Genomic DNA, 21,441 nt, shown 5'->3' with positions numbered 1-21,441 from the left:
TCGTCAGGAATCATCGTGACCGGCGCGATGATAAGGGTGCCCGGCAATGATTGTCAGCGCTCTATACAGCTGCTCGGCCACGAGCGCCCGGACGATCTGGTGCGGCATTGTGAGCGCACCGAAGGAAACCACCAGCTCAGCGCGCTGGCGAATCTTGGGATCGAGCCCATCGGGCCCGCCGATGACGCAGGCCACGCCGGAGCGGCCCTCGTCGCGCCATTGCCTGATTCGCTCGGCAAAGGCCTCGCTGGAGGGGCTCTTGCCGCGCTCATCGAAGACGATCAACACCGAGGGCCCGGCCTTCTCGAGAAGCGCAGTCGCCTCTTCCGCGCGGCGGTCGTCATCCCGGCGCGCACGGCTCTCCGGCAGCTCGGCAATATCGAGGCCTGCCAGACCCAAGGCCCGGCCCATGCCTTCGACCCTTTGCCTGTATCGCTCGACCAGCTCCCGTTCGGGGCCGCTCTTCAGACGGCCCACGGCCAGTAAGCTCAGTCGCAACGTTTCAGGCCTTTATTCAGCTCGCAGCGCGATCCTGAGGACGATCGGCGCCCCACATCTTCTCGAGGTTGTAGAAGCCACGCACCTCAGGACGGAAAATGTGGACGAGAATGTCGCCGGCATCGATCAGCACCCAATCGCAGGCAGGCAGACCCTCCACGCGCGGCGTGCCGAAGCCCTTGTCCTTCAAGTCTTTGACAAGGCGGTCGGCAAGCGCGCCCACGTGACGGTTGGAGCGGCCCGATGTGACGATCATGGTGTCTGCAAGCGAGGTCTTGCCGGTCAGGTCGATCTCGACCGTGTTTTCGGCCTTCATATCCTCGAGAGATGCCAGGGCGACGGCCCGGATATCCTCATCCTGCGGAGCAGTCGCTCCGGAGAGAGGGGGAAGCGTGTTCGTATCCGCTTCGACAGAGTTCAGTCGGTTCAGGTTCAAGCCCTTTCTAAGCAGCGCCTAAGGGTAGGCGCCGATCCTTAACATAAGATCGAACGCCCCACTTTTTCAACGTCCTCCGGAAGGAGAAGTTCTGCCAAGCTGCCGCAATAAGGTGGAGGAAAGATGTGAGCGCGGTCCGTGCAGGAATACCCAGGCGGGGGCCTTGAGCCCGGCCAGCGCCGGCGCCCTGCCCTCGTCGATGCGCCAGCGGGAGAGCGCCACGGCACCGCGGGCACTCATGGCCTTCAGGGTCCAGCCCGGACGGTCGATCACGGCCATCGGCATCATCCGCGCGATGCGCCGCCAGCCGCGCCAGCGATGGAAGCCCGCCAGATTGTCCGCCCCCATCACCCAGACGAAGCGCACGCCCGGAAAACGCCGCTTGAGATAGGCGAGCGTATCGATGGTGTAGCGCGCGCCGATCTCGCCCTCAAAAGCGGTCACGTCGATGCGCGGATCGTCCGCGATTTCCTTCGCCTGCGCGACGCGCATCTCGGTCGAGGCGAGTTCGCCCGTATCCTTGAGCGGATTGCCGGGGGTGACGATCCACCAGATCCGGTCGAGGCCCAAGCGCTTCATCGCCATGAGGCTCGCATGCCGATGCCCCGCATGGGCCGGATTGAACGAGCCGCCGTAGAGCCCGATGCGCATGCCGGGTTGGGCCATCGGCAGGCGCACGAGGCGTGAGGGCATGATGCGGAAGCGGGAGGGAGGAGAATTCACGGACGCGTCTGGCCCGAACCGTGGATGCGGTACTTGAACGAGGTCAGCTGCTCGACGCCCACGGGGCCGCGCGCATGCATGCGGCCTGTCGCGATGCCGATCTCCGCGCCGAAGCCGAACTCACCGCCATCGGCGAATTGCGTCGAGGCATTGTGCAGCACGATGGCGGAATCGACTTCGGCGAGGAAGCGCTGCGCCGCAGCATCGTCGTTCGTCACGATGGAATCGGTGTGATGAGAGCCGTAAGTCTCGATATGCGTGATAGCCTCACCGAGACCATCGACGATGCGCACGGCGATGATGGCGTCGAGATATTCCGTGCGCCAATCCTCTTCCGTCGCAGGCGTCACGCGTGGATCGGCAGCTTGCGTCGCGGCATCGCCGCGCACAGCACATCCCGCATCGAGCAGCATCGCGACCAGCGGCTTCAGATGCGTGGCGGCGCAGGCGCGATCCACGAGCAGCGTCTCCGCCGAGCCGCAGACGCCGGTGCGGCGCATCTTGGCGTTCAGCACGATGTTTTTCGCCATCTCCAGATCGGCCTTCTCATGCACGTAGACATGATTGAGGCCTTCAAGATGCGCGAAGACGGGCACGCGCGCCTCGTCCTGCACGCGCGCCACGAGGCTTTTGCCACCGCGCGGCACGATGACGTCGATATTGCCGTTGAGACCTGAGAGCATCGCGCCCACCGCCGCGCGGTCGCGTGTCGGCACGAGACGGATGGCATAGGCGGGCAAGTCCGCCTTCTCCAACCCCTCGCCCATCGCCTCCGCGATCACCATCGAGGTGCGGAAACTGTCGGAGCCCGTGCGCAGGATGGCGGCATTGCCGGCCTTGAGGCAGAGCGCGCCTGCATCCGCCGTGACATTCGGACGGCTCTCAAAAATCACGCCAATCACGCCGAGCGGCGTCGCCACACGCTCGATCTTCAAGCCATTGGGACGTTCGAATCGCGCCAGCACGCGCCCGACAGGGTCAGGCAATTCGGCCACGCTCTCCACCGCCGCAGCGATGGCTTCGAGACGCTGCGGATTGAGCAGGAGGCGATCGATGAAGGCTGAGGTCTGTCCATTAGACTTGGCCTCGGCGACATCCTCGGCATTGGCAGCGAGAATGGCGGACGCCTTTGCGCGAATGCTCGCCGCCATGGCACGCAAGGCTGCATCCTTCTGCTCGGTGGAAGCCAGCGCGATCCTGCGCGCGGCCTGACGCGCATCACGCCCCATGCGCTGCATCAATTCCGTCGTGTCGCCGCTGTCGATCAGCTTGAGAGTGTCCATGCTCTTCTCTCAGGAATTCGCCGTTCCGGTATCCAACGCCATGTCGTCCCGGTGAACCATTTCGGTTCGCCCAGGATAGCCGAGGATGGTTTCGATCTCGCGGCTTGGGCGACCGATGATGCGGGTGGCTTCCTCCGCATCATAGGCCACGAGGCCGCGCCCGAGAACGCGGCTCTCGTCGCGGATCGTTACCGCATCGCCGCGATGGAACGTGCCTTCGATGCGCCGCACGCCGACCGGCAGCAGGCTCGCGCCACCTTGAAGCGCGCGCGCCGCGCCTTCATCGACGACGAGCGTGCCGCGCGGCTCAAGCGCACCAGCGATCCACGTTTTGCGCGCGGTCGCGGGATTGGAGGGCGTGAGGAACCAGGTGCAGCGCCCCCCATCGGCGACGCGCTTCAATGGGTTCTTCGTCCGTCCATCGGCGATGATCATATGCGTACCGCCGGCGGTTGCGATCTTGCCGGCTTCGATCTTCGTGCGCATGCCACCGCGCGAGAGTTCGGAGGCCGCACCTCCCGCCATCGCCTCGATGGCGGGCGTAATGCGCTCGACCACCGGAATATGCTCGGCACTCGGATCGGAGGCCGGCGGCGCGGTGTAGAGCCCATCGATATCGGAGAACAGCACCAGAAGATCCGCGCCGATCATGGTGGCGACGCGCGCGGCCAGCCTGTCATTGTCGCCGTAGCGGATTTCGGATGTCGCGACCGTGTCGTTCTCGTTGATGACGGGCACGGCGCGCATCTCGAGAAGCTTCAACGTAGTCGCACGCGCATTGAGATAGCGGCGGCGCTCTTCCGTGTCGGAGAGCGTCACGAGAATTTGACCCGCCGTGATGCCGTGATGCGCCAGAACCTCCGACCAGGTGCGCGCAAGCGCGATCTGGCCGACGGCTGCTGCGGCCTGACTCTCTTCCAGCTTCAAAGGACCGGAGGGAAGCCCGAGCACCGTGCGGCCCATGGCAATCGCGCCGGACGACACCACGAGAACATCCGCGCCTTTGGCGTGAAGATCGGCAATGTCCTCAGCAAGTGCCGCAAGCCATGCATGGTTCAGCCGCCCGCGCGCGCGGTCAACGAGCAGCGCGGAGCCGACTTTCAGAACGACGCGGCGGAACTGGCTGACCTGCGGGCTCACGGATGCCACTCTTCCTGGGGCGCGGCACTTTCCGTTTCCTCGGCCTTGGCTTCGTCGATCACGGTGAGCAGGGATTGCAGAACCTCCTGCACGCCCTGGCCCGATGCGGAGGAGATGACGAGAGGCGTGCGCTTGCAGGCCTTCTTCAGCTTCTTCAGCTGCTCCTTGAGCGTTTCCTCATCGAGCGCATCCGCCTTCGAGAGGGCAACAATCTCGGGCTTGTCGGCAAGGCCGTGGCCATAGGCCTCGATCTCGTGACGCACGGTCTTATAGGCCTCGCCCGCATCCTCGCTCGTGCCTTCGACAAGATGGAGCAGCACGCGGCAGCGCTCCACGTGGCTCAGGAATTTATCGCCGAGGCCGACGCCTTCCGATGCACCTTCGATGAGACCGGGAATGTCGGCCAGCACGAACTCGCGGCTATAGGCGCGGACAACGCCGAGGCCGGGATGCAGCGTGGTGAAGGGATAATCCGCAATCTTGGGCTTCGCCGAGGTGACGGTGGCGAGGAACGTGGACTTGCCCGCATTGGGCAACCCGACGAGGCCCGCATCCGCGATCAGCTTCAGGCGCAGGATGATCGTCATCTCCACGCCCTCCTGGCCGGGATTGGCCCGGCGCGGAGCGCGGTTGGTGGAGGTGGTGAAATAGGCATTGCCGAAGCCGCCATTGCCGCCCTTGGCAAGCAGCACCCGCTGGCCCACATGGGTCATGTCGGCGATGACGGTCTCGCCGTCCTCCTCCAGAATCTCGGTGCCGGCCGGGACTTTGAGCACCATGTCGGCGCCCTTGGCGCCCGCGCGGTTCTTGCCCATGCCGTGACCGCCGGTCTTGGCCTTGAAATGCTGCTGGTAGCGGTAGTCGATGAGGGTGTTCAGCCCCTCCACGCATTCGGCCCACACGTCGCCGCCACGGCCGCCATCGCCGCCGTCCGGCCCGCCGAACTCGATGAACTTTTCACGGCGGAACGAGATGGCGCCACCGCCTCCGTTGCCGGAACGAATATAGATCTTGGCTTGGTCGAGAAATTTCATAACCCGTATCCTTTACGGGACAACATGGTTGTCGGCAACGCGTACAAAAGAGAAGCGCCCCCGAATGGTTTTACGGGAGCGCCTCAGGATTAACGATCTTTGCTCTAGCTCGCGAGCGAGAGAGAGCGATCCATCTCGACCTCGACGGAGGCAGGCTCGGGGATGAAGCCCGTATGGCTCCAGGTCTTCAGGCTCTCCCAAGTCCGCCGGTCGAGGCGGAAATGGTCGACGGGATAAAGACCGCACCGGGCGGGCAGCTCCGAGAGTCCGGCGCCCTGATAGGCGAAGCCGCACTTCTCCAGCACGCGCCGGGAACTCGGGTTGATCACCCGGGCGCAGGCGGTGATCTCGTCCCCCTCGCCATAGGCGAAGAAGGCATCGATCAAGGCGCGGGCCGCTTCCGTGCCATAGCCCTGGCCCCAATGGGGCGTGCCGAGCCAATAGCCGAGATTGGGCTTGCCCGTGTCAGGGTCCGGGCCGATGCCCACCATGCCGATGAGGCTGTTGGGCTTGCCCTTCGGCGTAATCGCCAGCTGCAGGCTCTCGCCATCCGCGTTGGAGCGTCTCGCCTGGAAGATGAACCGCTCCGCTTGATCTGGAGAGTATGGATGCGGAATTCGAGCCGTCATGTCCGCGACAGCTTTCTCACCGGCAAGGCGTACGACGGCTTGAGCATCCGCAAGGCGAGGCCAACGCAGCCACAGGCGGCGGGTCTCGAGACGGAACACATCGTCACGGGTGAGGTCGGGAAACATGGTCTTGCTCCGATCCGAATTGGGCTTCGTTGGCCCGGAAAACACGAAGGGGAGGTGGACATCCCACCTCCCCTGTCGGTTCTTGGATCTGAGCTTGGCCTTTGGGGCCTAACTTGGAGCTTTTGATCCGCCGGGTCGGTGTGATGCCGGCGGGAGCTCCTTCGTTTTGCTCTCGCCGTTTATTCTGCTGCCTCTTGGGCCGGTACGACCGATACGAATGCTCGGCCTTGACGCGTCAGGAATCGGACTCGGCCATTGGCCGTGGCAAAGAGGGTGTGGTCTTTGCCCATGCCGACATTGGCGCCGGCATGCCATTTCGTGCCGCGCTGACGAATAATGATGTTGCCGGCGACAACCTGCTGGTCACCGAACTTCTTGACGCCGAGGCGACGGCCTTCGGAGTCGCGACCGTTGCGAGACGAACCGCCTGCTTTTTTATGAGCCATGGGTGTGTACTCCCGTGTTCTGTTTCAGGTGCCGACGCTTATTCAGCGCTGGCCGGCGCAGCTTCGTCAGCCGCAGCCTTGGTGGTCTTCTTGGCCGCAGCCTTCTTGGGCTTCGCGCCACCGGCGAGGATCTCGGTGATCCGCACAACGGTATAGTCCTGGCGATGCCCGCGCTTGCGGCGCGAATTCTGGCGACGGCGCTTCTTGAAGGAGATGACCTTCTCGCCGCGGGTGTGTTCCACCACTTCGCCTGCCACAGTCACGCCCTCGATGAGGGGGGCGCCAACCTGGGTCGTGCCGTCGTTGGTGACCATGAGAACCTGGTCGAAGGTAACGGCGGTGCCCGGCTCGCCTGCGAGCGTGGCGACGGTGATGACGTCGTTGGCGGCAACGCGATACTGCTTGCCGCCGGTCTTGATCACTGCGAACATCTTGATCCTCGTGTTCAAACCCAAATCTCAACGGGAAAAGACCCGCAGGCTTGGCTTTTTGGCAGTTTCCGGCTTCGTTTCACGGCCGCTTGGCGCAGCCGCATGAATACGAGCAGACACTCGTGCCCGCTCATAGAGGAGGCTTACCTACGGGCTCCCCGGTGTTTTGTCAATCAAGAACCCTGCAAAAACCCCGCAAAAACATGCCGGAGGTGCTTGAAGACCCGCCAAGCCCGTGATATCCACCCCGCCTCAACCAGCGGGCCTGAGGGCCTTCGCGACCCGGAGAGGTGGCAGAGTGGTTGAATGCACCGCACTCGAAATGCGGCATACGGGCAACCGTATCGGGAGTTCGAATCTCCCCCTCTCCGCCATTATCCAACCTCCTGAAAATTCGTACCTTTCGCCTGTAGACTGCTTCTCCTGAGCACGAGAATTGCGTCTCGACTTAAAGGACCCTGGCCTGCGCCAATACCTTCTCGAACTCTTCCGCAGGAAGTTGAGAGCCGCCTGTCGTCCAAACGATGCACGCAGAAGGAAGCCGGCCTCCCTGCATTCGCAACCCTTTGAGATAGCGGGCGAGGGCCGCAAATCCCGAGGCGGCGGAAGGCTCCAGCTTCATACCCGCCTCGTCGAACAAGGTCCCAACCCAGGAGAACAGGCTGTCGTCGGAGACTGTCACCACAGCATTCACCAGATGCTGCATGGCTTCAGCGACCAGCATGGAAGCTTGGGGCACGGCAAGTCCATCGGCTGCTGTTTTGTTGTCGAGGCCGAAATCGTAGACGCTGACAGGACGGCCGGTTCCTGCAGCGAGCTGCACCAGCATGCAGGGGGAAGCGACAGGCTCGACGAAAACGCATTGAACGGCGTCGCCGAAGATCGATTTCAACCCAAACGCTACTCCACCGGGAGCGCCCCCTACCCCGCATGGAAGGAAAACGGCGATCGGATTCTGTTCAGAGACCTCGGTGCCCGATGTCTTGATCTGCGCTGCGAGATCCAGCGCTGCCGCCGAATAGCCGAAGAACAGCAGACGTGAATTCTCGTCGTCGACGAAATGACAGGAGCCTCGCTTCGAGGCCGAGTCGCGGGCTCCGGCGACAGCAACGGAATAGTCGGCCTCGTGCTCGACCACGCGGACGCCGAGATTGCGCAGGCGCGCTTTCTTCCATTCTTTTGCATCGCTCGACATGTGAACCTCGACATTGAAGCCGAGAGCCCGTCCGATCACGCCGACGCTGAAACCGAGATTGCCCGTACTGCCGACCAGGATCGTATGTTGCGCGAATAGAGACCTTGCCGTCTCGGTTGCCAGAATGTCGTAACTTGCTTTGTTGCCGATCAGGCCCGTTCGCAGCGCCAATTCTTCCGCATAGACGAGAACCTCATAGACACCGCCGCGCGCCTTGATGGTGCCGGTCAGCGGCAGAGCGTGATCCGCCTTGACGAAAGCGGTCTTCGACAGGCCATCCGTGATGCGTATGGCTAGGTCGGGCGACAGAGGCAACAGCGGCGAGTCGATGCGCCCCTCTGTTCCGTGAGCATCCGGAAAGAGGCATGCCAATAGCGGAGCGAAACGACGCCAGCGACTGACAGCCTCTTCGACGCCCATCACGGGAAGATCGATCTTCGCAAAAGCGCTTGATGCCTGGGGCAGAGAGGGATTGAACCAAACCGTCGGCTCACCGGCACGCACCTGATCCAGAACACCGCCAGCAGGTTTTAGCGCACGTGCGTTGTCATCGAGAATATTCACAATCAGTCACCGAGAATATTGTATACTTCTTATAGGATCGAAAAGGCGGGTAGCCCCTCACTATGCTGTGACGGGCTGCAAAGCTGCATATTGGTTATTACGCGCCATTACGTGGCATGCTGCGAAATGTCCGGCTTGGAACTCCTGAGCGCGCGGAACCTCGCGCCGGCATCGATCTTCGGCAAGAGGGCACCTGGGATGGAAGGCGCATCCCGAGGGAGGCGAAATCGGGCTTGGAACCTCGCCGCGTAGAGGCTCAATGGTCCGTCTCTTCCTCGGATCGGGCAGTGGGACGGCAGCGAGAAGCGCCTGCGTATAAGGATGGATTGGAGCGCGGAAAATATCCGCCGTCTCGCCGATCTCAACGATGCGCCCGAGATACATCACGGCGACGCGGTGGCTGATCTGCTGCACGACCGCGAGATCGTGAGCAATGAACAGGTAAGAGAGCCCGAATTCCTGCTGCAGGTGGTCCAGAAGATTGACGATCTGAGCCTGCACGGACACATCGAGTGCGGAAAGCGGCTCGTCGCCGACGATGAGAGACGGCTCGACAGCCAGGGCACGCGCGATGCCGAGACGCTGCCGCTGCCCGCCTGAGAACTCATGCGGATAGCGATGAAAATGGGACCGGCCCAGCCCCACACGTTCGAGAAGGCTCATGATCCGACTCTCGCGGTCTGCACCATGGGCGATGCCGAAATTGCCGAGAGGTTCACCGATGATCTCACCTGCCGTCATACGCGGATTCAATGAGGCATAGGGGTCCTGAAAGACCATCTGGATCTTGCGGCGATACGGCTTGAGCTGCCTTCGCGAGAGAGAAGCGACATCGATGCCATCGACACGGATCGCGCCGGAGCTGGGGCGCACGAGGCGCATGATGGAACGACCGACCGTGGTCTTCCCGCATCCACTTTCGCCGACGAGCGCAAGCGTCTCCCCGCGTCGAACCGTGAAGGATACGCCGTTGACCGCATGTACATGCTTGCGCGGTTGAAGAAGCCCCTTCTTCACAGGGTATCGCACGATCAGGTCATCGACCTGAAGGAGTGGCGGCGACGATGAGAGTTCAGACAATGGCCCGCTCCAATTCTTTCTTGGATGTCTTATCCATGACCGCCCAGCACGCGACCTTGTGGGTCGGGCTGACAGAATCGAGCGCAGGAACCGATTGACGGCATGCATCGATTGCCAGTGTGCATCGGGGTGCGAACGTGCATCCCGGCGGCCGGGCCCCTACGGGCGGAACGGATCCTGGAATGCCTTCCAGCTTCTGACGCTCATTCCCATCGGAAAGCTTCGGGATGGAAGCCAGCAGGCCCCGCGTATAGGGATGACGCGGGTTTTCGAAAAGCTCGAAGACGGAGGCGTCCTCCACCACACGACCGGCATACATGACAACGACGCGGTCGGCAGTTTGAGCGACAACGGCGAGATCATGCGTGATCAAGAGGATGGCGGTTCCGATGCGGCGCTTGAGATCGGCCATCAGCGCCAGAATCTGCGCTTGGATGGTTACGTCGAGCGCCGTCGTCGGCTCGTCCGCCACAAGAACCTTCGGCCCGCAGGCCAGAGCCATGGCGATCATCGCCCGCTGCCGCATACCGCCGGAGAGCTGGTGCGGATATTCCTTTACGCGCCGCTCGGGCTCCGGGATTTCTACCAACCGCAGCATCTCGACCGCGCGCTCCCACGCGGCGGCGCGGCTGAGACGCTTGTGCAGCATGAGCGGTTCGACAATCTGATGGCCGATGGTCAGAACAGGATTCAGGGCCGTCATCGGCTCCTGGAAAATCATCGCGATGTCATTGCCGCGGATGCCCCGCATGTCCTCTTCAGGCAGCGTCAGGATATCGCGTCCATTTAAGAGGATCGCGCCGCCGGTGATCCGCGCCGGCGGACTTGGCGCGAGACGGAGAAGCGATAGAGCGCCAATCGTCTTTCCGCACCCGCTCTCGCCGACGATGGCGAGCGTTTCTCCTGCATGGAGCTTGTAGGACAAACCTTCGAGCACCGGCGCAACGCCATCGATGGTTTCGAACTGGACTTGAAGGTCCCGCACCTCGAGAACGGTATCCGGCTCCGACAACGGTAATGTTGGAGATGACGGAATCATGAGCGCGCTTTCATCTGGCGGGCGAGGCGCGGATCGAGGAGATCCCGCAGACCGTCTCCGAGAAGATTGACCGAAAGCACGGTGAGACCGAGCAGAAGACCGGGATAGAGCAGGATCCAGAAGGCCAGGCGAATGAAATTGCGCGCTTCCGCGATGAGGTTGCCCCAACTCGGCACTTCCGGCGGCGTGCCTGCGCCCAGGAAGCTCAAATAGGCCTCAACGATGATAGCCGAGGCGCAGATGAAGGTTGCCTGCACCGTGAGCGGCGCAGCCGTGTTCGGCAGGATGTGGCGAAACAGGATGCGCGGAACCGACGATCCGGTGACGATGGCGGCATCCACATAGGGTTGCTCCCGGATCGTGAGAACGATCGACCTGACGAGGCGGGCCGTGCGTGGCACCTCAGGGACCACGATGGCGAGAATGACCGTCGTGACGCTCGCTTTCGAGAGCGTCGTCATGGCAATGGCAAGAAGGATTCCGGGAATCGACATCAATCCGCTCATGACAAGCATGAGGACATTGTCCACCGCACGGAAATAGCCACTCACTAGGCCAATACAAAGACCGATGAACGTGGCTGCAATCGCCACGCTGAAGCCAACCATCAGCGATGCCCTTCCGCCATAGAGGGTTCTCGTGAACACGTCGCGGCCGAGGGCGTCTGTTCCGAGAAGATGCTCGCTTGAGGGCGGCTTCAGCCGGTTCATGGGATTCATCTGCAACGGGTCATAGGGCGATAGAAGAGGAGCCAGGAGCGTCAGCAGGAGGATGATTCCGAACAGCGCCGCACCGAAGGCGATGCGGGGATTGCGCAGCATCCAGCGCGCGATCTTCCTGCCCCGTGATGCGGCGGCCGATGCCTGCGCCGGAACCGGATCGCTCGAGATCATGATCCTTGTGCTGCTCATCCTATCGCCTCCGTCCGGACCTCATGAAGATGCATTGGCCGGGATCAATATTTGATCCGCGGGTCGACAAGGCGATACGTGAGATCGATGAGAAGATTGATGATCACGTAGACGAACGAGAAGAACAGAATGACGCCTTGAATGATGGGATAGTCACGCCGCAGGATGGCGTCGACGGTCAAACGCCCGATGCCGGGAATGGCAAAGACGCTCTCGACCACCACCACGCCGCTGATGAGCAAGATCAGGCCGATGCCGATGGTCGTGATGATCGGCACGGCTGCATTCTTCAAGGCATGGAGAAAAAGCACCTTGCTCGTGCCGAGCCCTTTGGCGCGCGCCGTGCGGATGTAGTCCTGATGCAGGACTTCCAGCATGGCGGACCGGCTCATGCGCGCAAGGAGAGAAGCATAGACCAGACCGAGGCTGATCGCCGGCAGGATCATGTGGGAGAGAAAAGGCCCGATTCCGTCCGAGAGACTGCGATAGCCCTGAACCGGCAGCATCCGCCATTGGACGGAGAAATTGTAGATAAGGATGTAGCCGGTGATGAAGATCGGCATCGAGAAGAACACGATGGCGAGGAACATCAGGGTCCAATCGACCCAGGTTCCTTCCTTCCACGCCGCGATCACGCCTGTCGGCACGGCAATGACGATGGCGATCGACAATGTCAGGAGCGCGAGCGACACGGTCGGCTCCAGGCGCTGCAGGATCAGCTCCGTGACGGGCTTGCCTGAATAAATCGAAGTGCCGAGATCGCCGCTGAGAATTCGAAGAAGCCAGCCCACGAATTGCTGCAGCAATGGCCGGTCGAGACCGAGAGAGGTGCGGATCCGTTCGATCTCGGCGGCCGTCGCCTGCTCGCCTGCAATAATCGTCGCGGGATCTCCCGGCGTCAGATGGAGCAGGAGGAAGACGATCGTTGCCACGACGGCCATGACGGGTACGGCCGACAGAATGCGTGTGACGACATAGCCGAACATGGAAGCATCCTGACCCTTTAGGTGACAGGGAGAGCAAAAACCCTCCCTGTCACGTGAGACGACTTACTCTTTGGCGATGGAAATGCCGTAGAAGACGCCGATCCCGGATGCCTGAACACCCTTGAGCTCATTGCGATAGGCAGCAAGCACAGGCATCTGGCCATAGGGTACGTAAGGCAGGACCTTGTAGGCGACCTCGTTCAGCTTGTCGGCCAGCTGCTTCTGCTCATCGCGCGTGGCTGCCGTCTGGAACTGATCGATGATGCCCTGCAGCTCCTTGTCGCACGGCCAACCTGCTGCCGTTCCCACCTCGCAGGAAGATTGCAGATAGGTATGGGTCAGCGGCGAGCCGAAACCGCTCGTGAAGCCCGTGGTGAGGAACAGGCTCCAGCCACCCTCCCCAACCGGCCCCTTGTTGGTGCGGCGGGACGTCAGAGTGCCCCAATCCATGGCCTGCGCTTCGACATTGAGCCCGGCTGAACGCATGGCCTGAACCAAGGCCTCGGTCGGATTGCTCAGAACCGGAACGTCGGTGGGCTGCAGTACGACGATCTTCTCGCCCTTGTATCCGGCGCTCGCAAAAAGCTCCTTGGCCTCGGCCACGTTCTGCTTCTTGAAGCCGTCCGCACCGCGTTCCGTCGAGAGCGGGGTGCCGCAACCGAGGAACGAATAGCACGCGGTGAAGTAGTTCTGCGGAACGCCGCCTGCCGCGCCGAGCATCGCCTGATCGACGAGCTTCGCAAGGCCGAGGCGAGCCTTCGGATCGCTGAAGGGCTTCTGCATGTGGTTGGGGCGGATCATGCCGCTCTGGCCCATCGGATCGATGCGCAGCACCTTCAGATCGGGATCCTTCTCGAGCATCGGCACGAGATCCATCAGCGGGTTGTCGAGATAATGAATCTCCCCGTTCTGAAGGGCCGCGATGGCCGTGTTCGGATCGGAGATCGTGATCCACTCGACCTTGTCGACCTTCGGAACCTTGGCGCCCGCGAGACCGTCCTGCGGATCGGAACGCGGCACGTAATTCGGGTTCTTGCGGAACACGACCTTGTTGCCCGGTCGCCATTCCTCATCGAGGAAGATGAAGGGGCCTGATCCGACGACCTTGGTCTTCGCCTGCGAAGGCGCGGTCTCGGCGAAAGATTTCTGATAGATGAAGGGCGTATAAGCCGAGGTCTTGGCGAAGGCTTCGAGAACGAGCGGGAACGGCTTGCTCAAGACGAGCTTGAACGTCTTCTGATCGACCGGCTCGAAGCTGGTCGTGGCACCCATGAGGGCCTTGCCTAGCGAGTCGACCTTGGCCCAGCGCTTGATCGAAGCGACGGCATCATCGGCGGTGACAGGCGTTCCATCATGCCATTTGAGACCGTCGCGCAAGGTGAAGGTCCATGTGAGGCCGTCGGCGCTCTTCTCGAACTTGTCGACCATCTGCGGCTTCGGCTCGCCCTTGCTGTCGAGGGCGAAGAGCGTGTCATAGACCATGAAGCCGAAATTGCTCGTGATGGTCGATGCCGTGAAGGTAGGATCCGTGATCGCAAGGTCGGTGAACATCACCGCCTTGAGTGTGGTCTCATCTGCGGCCAGGCCTGGTCCTGCAATGCCGAGCCCTATCCCTATCGTTGCGGCGGCGATTGCCCGCCGAGAAAAGCCGAAATCCAATCGCTTGCTCATGTCGTCCCTCTGACATTGTTGTTTCTGGCTCGCCTTTTGTTGGAAGCCCGACTCTTGGCGGTCGGGTTGGAGCTCTCTCGTTTTTTGTAATGAGCCCAGGTTTGCCCCTGCGGCCCTTCTTGCCCCTACGGCCTTTTTAGGTCGCGTAGTCTGGTTCCTCGCGGTCGAGAACACGGCGCCAGGCGTCGAGATGCATCCGCGAGTCGAGGTAGTCACCGAAAGCGCCGGGCCAGTTCAGCTGCATGCTGCTGTCCTGCTGGAGCAGCGGTTGGCCCGTCTGCATGGCGAGCATCTGATACATGCAGGTGCGCTCGGCCATGTAGAGCTCGTCGAAAGCGTCGCTGATGCGCGGTCCGACGATCGTGACGCCGTGGCCCGCCATGATGAGAATGCTCTTGTCGCCGAGCGCTTCGGCAATGCGCTGCCCCTCACTGGGACCGAACTGGATGCCGTGGTGGCCGTCGTCATAGGCGGTGCGGGGATTCAGGAAGAGATTGTTCTGATGCGCCAGCGCGAAGCGCCCGCCCTTTATCAGGGAGAAGGCCGTGAGATAGGGCGGATGGACATGAAGCACGCAGGCCGCCTGCGGATGCAGCTTGTGGATCTCCGCGTGAATATTGAACGCAATGCGCCGCACTTCTCCCTTGCCACGCACCTTGTTGCCCGCCAGATCGCAAACAATCAGGTCGCTCGCGCGAATCTCCCGATAAAGCATACCGCGCGGATTGATGAGGAACTGCGTCGTTCCGGGCAGCATCATACTATGATGATTGCCGATCTGCTCATTCCAGGCGTTGCGCGCGAAGATGCGGAAGGTCGCCGCAAGATCGCAGCGGATCTCCCACTCCTCGGCTTCGCTCAGCGGCGCCTCGGTGTCTGATACGGAAGATAGAGAGGTCACGAAGATATCTCCTCAAGAGCAGGCGCTGCGGGTTCAGGGCGTCCCTCAGGCGCACCCGGATGCGTGTTGCAGACCACGACCAGAACCCACGCGTCCTCATCTCCCACCGAGACGTAGGCGTGACCCATCGTGCTATCGAGATAAACGGAGGCTCCTTCAGGCATCACGAAAGGCTCATAGAATTCCGTATGAACCTCCACGGTGCCCGAGATCACATAGACGAATTCTTCGCTCTGGTGACGGACCAGAGGACCGAACTCCTCGATGCTGCGCGCCTTGATGCGTGAGATCGCAGGCGTCATCAGCTTCGAGCGCAGATCGGCGCAAAGATAGTGATCGACGTAATTGTCGCTCTCGAAGGCCCTGCCCTCCCCCGGCATCGTCAGGCTCCGCCGGCCGGTGGGACGACCGGCCGTGAGCTGTGCCGAGTCGCGCGCCGGCTGTGAGAACAGCTCGGCGACGTCCACCTCGAGACCATCGGCCAATGTCATGAGCTTGTCGTAGCTCAAGGTGAGCTGATCGTTCTCGACCTTGGAGAGAGTGGAGACAGGCAGTCCGCACCGCTCGCTCACCTGTTGCAGCGTCCAGCCTCTTTGGCGGCGCAGGGAGCGCAGGATTTCACTAAGCTTGGGCTTCTGCTCTGACACGCGAAATTCCTTTCACATTCATGCTGGCACCAATTTTCTTCTCTAACAAGAAAAAAGTTGCCAATCGGAAAATTAGTGTCAGATTGGGAATACCGGTGGCAAGGACAGCTTGGCATGAAGATCTTCGTTGCGACCCTGGGAACGGAAACCAACTCCTTCTCCCCGCTGCCCACCGGGTTGCGAGCGTTCGAGGAAACGGCCCTCTTTCGCGGCGACCTGCGGAATGAGCCAGAGACCTTCATCAATATCGCCAACAAGACATGGCAGTCCCTTGGAGAGGCCGATGGCCACGAGGTGGTCCAAAGCCTCATCGCCTTCGCACAGCCGGGCGGCCCCACGGTTCGAAAGGTCTATGAGGATCTGCGCGACGAGATTCTTCGCGATTTGAAGAAAGCCGGTCCGGTAGACCTCGTTTTGCTGTTCCTCCACGGGGCCATGATGGCGGACGGCTATGACGATTGCGAAAGCGATATTCTGAAACGTGTCAGGGAAGTGGCCGGCCCCGAGGCGGTGATCGGTGCCGAGATCGACCTTCATTGCCATCTGTCGGAACACCTGCTCGCGTTTGCCGACGCAATCGTTTTATTCAAGGAGTATCCGCACACGGACGTCGCCGAGCGGGCCGAGGAGCTTTACGGCATCTGCCGCGACACCAAGCGCGGTCTTCTCCGGCCCACCATGGCGCTCCACGATTGCCGGATGTTGGGTTTCTGGCGCACGAGCCAGCCGCCTGTTCGGCAGCTCGTGCGGAAAATGCTCGAAATGGAGCAGCGTCCCGGTGTGCTCTCCGCCTCCTTCGCGCATGGATTTCCTTACGGCGACACGGCCCGGATCGGCGCGAAGACGCTCGCGGTCACGGATGGCGACCCTGCGCTTGCCCGAAACATTGCGCAGGAACTGGGCCGAGCGGTCTGGGATATGCGCAACCGCATTGGAGAAGAGTATTGCAGCGTCGATGGCGCCCTCGACCGAGTGCTGGCCGGTGAAGGTGGCCCCTATGTGCTCGCCGATACCGCCGACAATGCAGGTGGCGGCGCGCCCAGCGACAGCACCTTCGCGCTGCGACGGATTCTGGAACGCGGGATCACCGATGTGGCGGCCGGATGCTATTGGGATATCGGAGCCGTCAGAATCTGCATGGAGGCCGGCCCTGGAAGCGTGCTCGATCTCCGCTTTGGCGGCAAATGCGGCCCCATGTCCGGCGATCCCATCGATCTGCGCGTCACCGTCCGCGACTGCCAATCCGATCTCTGGCAGACGGGCCTGGACGGCCTGCGGGCGCATGTGGGCCAAGCCGTACGCGTCGAGGCCGAGGGCGGGATCGACATCGTGCTCAACACCGTTCGGACGCAAGTTTATGGCCCGGATGTCTTCACTCAGCTCGGCATCGACGTTCTCGCCAAGAAAATCATCCTGCTGAAATCGACGCAGCATTTCTATGCAGCTTATGCACCCATCGCGAAGGAGGTGCTTTACCTCGACGCGGAGGGGGCATTGGTGCGGGACGTGCGAAAGCTGCCTTACAAGAATATCACGCGCCCACTCTGGCCTTTCGTTGAAAATCCCTTCGTCGATCCGCACGAAGGACAAGAGACAACGGCCGCCTGAGCCTCATAAGCGCCGGGATTTTCTTCAACCAAGATCGAATGAAGGACCACCATGACGCCGCAGCCCGACAGTCTTCGAACCAAGCGCCTCATTCTGCGCCGCTGGCGCGACGGTGACATGGAAGCCTTTCGTGCGATCAACACGGACCCGGAAGTCGCGCGCTATTTTCCGAAATGCCCGACACCGGAGGAGAGCGACGATCTTGTTCACCGCCTGACGGATTTCACGAAGAGCGCGGGCATCGGCCCCTGGGCAATCGAGGTGCCGGACGAGGCGGCGTTCATCGGTTTCGTGGGATGCTGGCCGACGCGGCCGCAATTGCACTTTGCACCGGCCATCGAGATCGGATGGCGCATCGACAAGAAATTCTGGGGGCGAGGCTATGCACCGGAAGCGGCACGAGCGGCGATCGACGATGCGTTCGAGCGCCTGAACGTCCCGGAGGTCGTCGCATACACGACCGTCGCCAACGAGGCCTCACGGCGCGTGATGGACAAGATCGGCATGATTCGAGACCCCGCAGACGACTTCGATCACTTCCTGTTTCCGCAGAACCATCCCCTGGTTCGCCATGTGGTTTATCGCATCAAGAACCCGGTCAATCCCGCTCGATGATCTCGCGGATCCGAACAGCCAGATCATCAATGGCGAAGGGCTTCGTGATCATCTGCATGCCAGGCGCCAGGAAGCCGGTGGCCATGGCTGCCTGTTCGGCATAGCCGGTGATGAAGAGCACCTTGAGATCGGGTCTGATCAGCCGCGCATGATCGGCGAGCTGGCGGCCGTTCAATCCCGGCAGCCCGACATCCGTCACGAGCAGGTCGACGCGCTGTTTCGACTCGAGAACCTTGAGGCCGGACGGGCCGTCCACGGCGGCGAGAGCCTGGTAGCCTAGATCGGCGAGAACTTCCAAGATCAGCGAGCGGACGACGGGTTCGTCCTCCACCACGAGAACGGTTTCACCCTCCCCCGCCCGATGCGCTTCGCTGAGGCCCTCCACGGCAATGGCTTCCGTTAGCTCGCCCTCATAAGCCGGCAGATACAGCCTGACCGTCGTTCCCTTGCCGACCTGACTGTCGATGCGGACATGCCCTTCCGACTGCTTGGTGAAACCATAGACCATGGAAAGGCCGAGGCCCGTTCCCTCGCCGATGGGCTTGGTCGTGAAGAAGGGATTGAAAACCTGCGCCAGAACATCCGCCGGCATGCCGGTTCCGGTGTCGGAGACGCTGATCGTCACGTAATGGCCGGGCATGAGATCCCGCTGCCCCGCTGCGTAGGCGCTGTCGAGATGCGAGATCCCTGTCTCGATCACGAGCTTGCCACCTTCAGGCATGGCGTCGCGGGCATTGATCGCCAGATTGAGGATGGCGCTCTCGAGCTGGTTGGGATCGCACAAGGTCAATGGCAGATCGTCCGATGTGGTGATCTCCAGCTCGATGGCCTCGGAGAGCGTACGCCGGAGGAGATCCTCCATCGACGTGATCAGTTGATTGGTATCGACGGGTCTCGGATCGAGCGGCTGGCGCCGCGCAAAAGCCAGCAGCCGGTGCGTAAGGGCGGCAGCCCGGTTCGCCGATGATGTCGCCGCGTTCAGATAACGTTCGAGATGCTCGACGCGGCCTTGCGCCATGCGCGTCTTCAGAAGATCGAGCGAGCCGACGATGCCGGTCAGAAGATTGTTGAAGTCATGCGCGATGCCACCCGTGAGCTGGCCCACGGCCTCCATCTTCTGCGCCTGCCGCAGGGCGGCCTCGGCCTGCTTGAGATCGGTGATGTCATGCCCTTCCGCCACGAGGAAGATAGGTTTTCCCGCCTCGTCCAGAACGGGCTTCATGGAGAAATCGAAGGTGCGGTTTCCGCCCGGCAGCACGAGCTCCGATTCATAGCGGACGGATTCGCCGGCAGCGACGCGCGCGACTCCTTCCTGCACTCTTTGAATTTCGAAGAGAGAATGCCGCCACCACGGAGCATCCCACATCTTCATGCCGGCAACGTGATCCAGCGCGCCTCCCGCGGCCTTCACAGCAGCGTTGTTGACGACCAAAATCGTGCCGTCCAGCGTGCCAAGCGCCACAAGCTGGAACGTGGTGTTGAAGATTGCCCGGAAACGCCGCTCGCTTTCCGCAAGTTCGGCGGTCCGCTCGACGACGCGGCTCTCGAGCCGTTCATTGAGCTCGCGCAGTCTTTCCTCGGACTGTTTCGCAGCCGTGATGTCATAAATGACGCCGATGAAGCGCAGGCCCGCCGTTTCCGTATCGCGGACGTACTCGCCTCTGCGTGCGAGCCAGCGCAGCTCCTTATTGTCCGCCCGATGAATCCGGCATTCGGCATAGGACGCACCTTCCGAAGCCGCGCTCTCCTCGACGAGAGGGGGATCGCCTGCGAGAGTCAGCGCGTTGATGGTGCGGATTGGCAAAGCATTGGTCGGATGAAGTCCGAGCAGGCGACAGAATTCTTCCGAAACGCTCAACGTTGCGAAGCCATCGATATATTCGAACGTTCCGACGCCACCCGCGCTCTGGGCGATCCGCAGACGCTCCTCGATATGCTTCTGCTCCGTGATATCGAGAACCACGCCGGTAAAACGGATTGGTTTGTCGTCGACAGCGAAATGACCCCGTCCACGGGCGTGGACCCAGCGTACGGTGCCATCGGAAGACAGAAGCCGATACTCTTTCGAGAAGATTTCCGCTCCATTGAGGATACCTGCGACAGCAAGGCGAACCTTTGCGCGATCCTCCGGGTGGATGGCCTTGAAGAAGGCCTCGGCCGGCAAGCCTTTCGCGACTTCCATCGAGTTGAGGCCATGGAGCGCGGCAAAGCGAGCATCCGCCGTGAACCGCTGGAGAGGAATGTCCCAATCCCAGGCTCCGCCGGTTCCGGCAACAGTCAGAGTCTGCCGCAGGCGCTCGTTGGTCTGATCGAGCTCCCTCTGGCTTTCCTTGAGTGCCTCCTGCACCTGCTCGGCATGGTGCGTCTGCGTGGCGTCGACCTGGGTCGCAAGGAAGAAGAGCAGTTCACCAGTCGCACTGCTGACGGGCGTGATGAAGATATGGTTCCAAAAGCGGCTTCCATCCTTTCGCCTGTTCAAAAGCTCTGCTGATACCGCACGCCCATCCCTCACAGCCTCGCGGATCTGCCGAAGCGATTCTTCGGCGACCTCGGGCGCTTGCAGGAAACGGCAATTGCGGCCGACGGCTTCCTCGGCTGAATAACCCGTCGTGCGGCAGAACGCTTCGTTCACGAAGACGATCGGATTGTCGGGCAGCCGCGGATTCGTTGCCAGCATCGACAGGCCCGAGCGCTCCAGAGCCGAAAAGATGGGGCCTGCGATGCGTCGCAGTTCCTCCAGCGCGGCCTGGATCGTCATGTCGACCGTCTCATGGGGAAGAGCACCGGCCATCATACCAGCAGAACCACCTTTGTGACGACGGTTTCGGAAGCCATCTCTAAGCCTCGTCTCCGATCACCCTGTCGATAAAACCTGCAATGAGCTCTCTTAAAGCGGCAAGCGAAGGCAGATCCATGAGCATGGCGATGTAGCCTCGGATGTCTTTGTTGCGCACCGAGAAATTGATGTACAAAAAGAGCACAAGGCCGTCATCCGTAGGCGTCGGCGTGAGCGTGAATAAACGGCCCCCATCGCCCCTGACCACCTCCGGCAGGGAGATGTTAAGCGAACGCTTCAGCATGTTCGCCATGGTCGCGAGGCAGCCGTTCAGGATCACGTTGCCCGTCTCAGCCAAAGCCTCCTGCTCCATCTCCTCGATCTGATCGGGGGGAACATCCGCGCCCATAATGGCGCGAACGAGGTCGATGCTGGTGACGCGGGGAAAAATGAGCAGAGCGCGTCCGGAAAACGCGCCTTCGAATTGCTGCTGGATGGCGACGAGTTCATCGGTCTCACGTTCGCCGATCAAGCGGGCGGCGTTGTGCGGGGCCATGATCTCGATGGACGGAACGGAGAGAAGAACTTCCTCACCGATCATCTTGCGCAAGCTCGATGCAGCCCGGCTGACGCCGATATTCACGAGCTCCGTTAGAGCGTCCCGTTCGAGTTCGGAAAGGGCGATATCTCCAGCCATGATCG

General features: G+C 61.7%; 21 protein-coding genes and 1 tRNA gene. 3 read left to right on the top strand and 19 right to left on the bottom strand.

Going from position 1 to position 21,441, the window contains the following annotated elements:
* Nucleotides 1-3: 3 nt before the first annotated feature.
* The 9 genes from rlmH to rplU all read right to left on the bottom strand — a co-directional run bounded on the left by rlmH (nt 4) and on the right by rplU (nt 6,746).
* Nucleotides 4-498, bottom strand: coding sequence for a 23S rRNA (pseudouridine(1915)-N(3))-methyltransferase RlmH (gene rlmH / locus MJ639_RS07055; protein ID WP_243369650.1), 495 nt, complete (start codon nt 496-498; stop codon nt 4-6).
* A 16-nt stretch (nt 499-514) separates the two neighbouring features.
* Nucleotides 515-847: a ribosome silencing factor gene (rsfS, locus tag MJ639_RS07050; RefSeq protein WP_243369754.1), complete on the bottom strand. Its 333-nt coding sequence runs from the start codon at nt 845-847 to the stop codon at nt 515-517.
* A gap of 153 nt (nt 848-1,000) precedes the next feature.
* Entirely contained in the window at nt 1,001-1,627 is a 627-nt protein-coding gene (locus tag MJ639_RS07045) for a nicotinate-nucleotide adenylyltransferase (protein WP_279306559.1), read from the bottom strand.
* 26 nt (nt 1,628-1,653) lie between these two features.
* Complete coding sequence (locus tag MJ639_RS07040) at nt 1,654-2,940, bottom strand: glutamate-5-semialdehyde dehydrogenase (protein WP_243369648.1); 1,287 nt, start codon at nt 2,938-2,940, stop codon at nt 1,654-1,656.
* A gap of 9 nt (nt 2,941-2,949) precedes the next feature.
* Entirely contained in the window at nt 2,950-4,080 is a 1,131-nt protein-coding gene (gene proB, locus MJ639_RS07035; protein WP_243369646.1) for a glutamate 5-kinase, read from the bottom strand.
* Complete coding sequence (obgE, locus tag MJ639_RS07030) at nt 4,077-5,114, bottom strand: GTPase ObgE (protein ID WP_243369643.1); 1,038 nt, start codon at nt 5,112-5,114, stop codon at nt 4,077-4,079. The genes proB and obgE overlap by 4 nt, the downstream gene beginning before the upstream one ends.
* Before the next feature lie 104 nt (nt 5,115-5,218).
* Nucleotides 5,219-5,869, bottom strand: a complete 651-nt coding sequence (locus tag MJ639_RS07025) for a GNAT family N-acetyltransferase (RefSeq protein ID WP_243369641.1) — start codon at nt 5,867-5,869, stop codon at nt 5,219-5,221.
* Between the two features lie 179 nt (nt 5,870-6,048).
* The gene (rpmA, locus tag MJ639_RS07020; RefSeq protein WP_009763277.1) at nt 6,049-6,315 is read right to left on the bottom strand and encodes a 50S ribosomal protein L27; all 267 of its coding nucleotides are present in this window, start codon (nt 6,313-6,315) and stop codon (nt 6,049-6,051) included.
* A 38-nt stretch (nt 6,316-6,353) separates the two neighbouring features.
* Nucleotides 6,354-6,746, bottom strand: coding sequence for a 50S ribosomal protein L21 (gene rplU / locus MJ639_RS07015; protein ID WP_239351406.1), 393 nt, complete (start codon nt 6,744-6,746; stop codon nt 6,354-6,356).
* A gap of 284 nt (nt 6,747-7,030) precedes the next feature.
* Here rplU and MJ639_RS07010 point away from each other — a divergent pair.
* Nucleotides 7,031-7,120: transfer RNA gene (locus MJ639_RS07010), tRNA-Ser, on the top strand.
* Nucleotides 7,121-7,194: 74 nt separating this feature from the next.
* Here MJ639_RS07010 and MJ639_RS07005 read toward each other — a convergent pair.
* The 8 genes from MJ639_RS07005 to MJ639_RS06970 all read right to left on the bottom strand — a co-directional run bounded on the left by MJ639_RS07005 (nt 7,195) and on the right by MJ639_RS06970 (nt 15,740).
* The gene (locus MJ639_RS07005; RefSeq protein ID WP_243369639.1) at nt 7,195-8,505 is read right to left on the bottom strand and encodes a D-serine ammonia-lyase; all 1,311 of its coding nucleotides are present in this window, start codon (nt 8,503-8,505) and stop codon (nt 7,195-7,197) included.
* Between the two features lie 60 nt (nt 8,506-8,565).
* Nucleotides 8,566-9,585 carry an ABC transporter ATP-binding protein gene (locus tag MJ639_RS07000; RefSeq protein WP_243369637.1) on the bottom strand — a complete coding sequence of 340 codons (1,020 nt, stop codon included), beginning with the start codon at nt 9,583-9,585 and terminating at the stop codon, nt 8,566-8,568.
* Nucleotides 9,578-10,624 (bottom strand): ABC transporter ATP-binding protein, encoded by a 1,047-nt coding sequence (locus MJ639_RS06995; RefSeq protein WP_243369635.1) that lies wholly within the window; start codon nt 10,622-10,624, stop codon nt 9,578-9,580. Before MJ639_RS06995 ends, MJ639_RS07000 begins: the two co-directional genes overlap by 8 nt.
* Entirely contained in the window at nt 10,621-11,535 is a 915-nt protein-coding gene (locus MJ639_RS06990; protein WP_243369633.1) for an ABC transporter permease, read from the bottom strand. The genes MJ639_RS06995 and MJ639_RS06990 overlap by 4 nt, the downstream gene beginning before the upstream one ends.
* A gap of 44 nt (nt 11,536-11,579) precedes the next feature.
* Nucleotides 11,580-12,521 carry an ABC transporter permease gene (locus tag MJ639_RS06985; RefSeq protein ID WP_243369631.1) on the bottom strand — a complete coding sequence of 314 codons (942 nt, stop codon included), beginning with the start codon at nt 12,519-12,521 and terminating at the stop codon, nt 11,580-11,582.
* A 63-nt stretch (nt 12,522-12,584) separates the two neighbouring features.
* Nucleotides 12,585-14,192 (bottom strand): ABC transporter substrate-binding protein, encoded by a 1,608-nt coding sequence (locus MJ639_RS06980; RefSeq protein ID WP_243369629.1) that lies wholly within the window; start codon nt 14,190-14,192, stop codon nt 12,585-12,587.
* Between the two features lie 136 nt (nt 14,193-14,328).
* The gene (locus tag MJ639_RS06975) at nt 14,329-15,093 is read right to left on the bottom strand and encodes a class II aldolase/adducin family protein (RefSeq protein WP_243369627.1); all 765 of its coding nucleotides are present in this window, start codon (nt 15,091-15,093) and stop codon (nt 14,329-14,331) included.
* The gene (locus MJ639_RS06970) at nt 15,090-15,740 is read right to left on the bottom strand and encodes a helix-turn-helix domain-containing protein (protein WP_243369625.1); all 651 of its coding nucleotides are present in this window, start codon (nt 15,738-15,740) and stop codon (nt 15,090-15,092) included. The genes MJ639_RS06975 and MJ639_RS06970 overlap by 4 nt, the downstream gene beginning before the upstream one ends.
* Before the next feature lie 114 nt (nt 15,741-15,854).
* On the opposite strand from MJ639_RS06970, the gene MJ639_RS06965 reads away from it, so the two are divergent.
* Nucleotides 15,855-17,348 (top strand): M81 family metallopeptidase, encoded by a 1,494-nt coding sequence (locus MJ639_RS06965; RefSeq protein ID WP_243369623.1) that lies wholly within the window; start codon nt 15,855-15,857, stop codon nt 17,346-17,348.
* 51 nt (nt 17,349-17,399) lie between these two features.
* Nucleotides 17,400-17,963 carry a GNAT family N-acetyltransferase gene (locus MJ639_RS06960; protein WP_243369621.1) on the top strand — a complete coding sequence of 188 codons (564 nt, stop codon included), beginning with the start codon at nt 17,400-17,402 and terminating at the stop codon, nt 17,961-17,963.
* Here MJ639_RS06960 and MJ639_RS06955 read toward each other — a convergent pair.
* Together MJ639_RS06955 and MJ639_RS06950 are read right to left on the bottom strand one after the other, a co-directional pair.
* Complete coding sequence (locus MJ639_RS06955) at nt 17,947-20,757, bottom strand: PAS domain S-box protein (protein ID WP_243369619.1); 2,811 nt, start codon at nt 20,755-20,757, stop codon at nt 17,947-17,949. The genes MJ639_RS06960 and MJ639_RS06955 overlap by 17 nt on opposite strands.
* A gap of 43 nt (nt 20,758-20,800) precedes the next feature.
* Nucleotides 20,801-21,436 carry a chemotaxis protein CheX gene (locus MJ639_RS06950; RefSeq protein WP_243369751.1) on the bottom strand — a complete coding sequence of 212 codons (636 nt, stop codon included), beginning with the start codon at nt 21,434-21,436 and terminating at the stop codon, nt 20,801-20,803.
* Nucleotides 21,437-21,441 lie beyond the last annotated feature (5 nt).

Origin of the sequence: Microvirga solisilvae, assembly GCF_022808595.1 — a bacterium.
GTDB lineage: Bacteria > Pseudomonadota > Alphaproteobacteria > Rhizobiales > Beijerinckiaceae > Microvirga > Microvirga solisilvae.
Note: the sequence above shows the minus strand (reverse complement) of the source record. Positions and strands in the feature narration are given on the sequence as shown.

Coding starts and splice junctions, on each gene's coding strand:
- MJ639_RS06990 (WP_243369633.1), bottom strand. CDS start 11,535: ATGAGCAGCACAAGGATCATGATCTCGAGCGATCCGGTTCCGGCGCAG.
- MJ639_RS06950 (WP_243369751.1), bottom strand. CDS start 21,436: ATGGCTGGAGATATCGCCCTTTCCGAACTCGAACGGGACGCTCTAACG.
- MJ639_RS06960 (WP_243369621.1), top strand. CDS start 17,400: ATGACGCCGCAGCCCGACAGTCTTCGAACCAAGCGCCTCATTCTGCGC.
- obgE (WP_243369643.1), bottom strand. CDS start 5,114: ATGAAATTTCTCGACCAAGCCAAGATCTATATTCGTTCCGGCAACGGA.
- rpmA (WP_009763277.1), bottom strand. CDS start 6,315: ATGGCTCATAAAAAAGCAGGCGGTTCGTCTCGCAACGGTCGCGACTCC.
- rplU (WP_239351406.1), bottom strand. CDS start 6,746: ATGTTCGCAGTGATCAAGACCGGCGGCAAGCAGTATCGCGTTGCCGCC.
- MJ639_RS06980 (WP_243369629.1), bottom strand. CDS start 14,192: ATGAGCAAGCGATTGGATTTCGGCTTTTCTCGGCGGGCAATCGCCGCC.
- MJ639_RS06985 (WP_243369631.1), bottom strand. CDS start 12,521: ATGTTCGGCTATGTCGTCACACGCATTCTGTCGGCCGTACCCGTCATG.
- MJ639_RS06995 (WP_243369635.1), bottom strand. CDS start 10,624: ATGATTCCGTCATCTCCAACATTACCGTTGTCGGAGCCGGATACCGTT.
- MJ639_RS06965 (WP_243369623.1), top strand. CDS start 15,855: ATGAAGATCTTCGTTGCGACCCTGGGAACGGAAACCAACTCCTTCTCC.
- MJ639_RS06955 (WP_243369619.1), bottom strand. CDS start 20,757: ATGATGGCCGGTGCTCTTCCCCATGAGACGGTCGACATGACGATCCAG.
- MJ639_RS07045 (WP_279306559.1), bottom strand. CDS start 1,627: ATGCCCTCACGCCTCGTGCGCCTGCCGATGGCCCAACCCGGCATGCGC.
- MJ639_RS07040 (WP_243369648.1), bottom strand. CDS start 2,940: ATGGACACTCTCAAGCTGATCGACAGCGGCGACACGACGGAATTGATG.
- MJ639_RS07025 (WP_243369641.1), bottom strand. CDS start 5,869: ATGTTTCCCGACCTCACCCGTGACGATGTGTTCCGTCTCGAGACCCGC.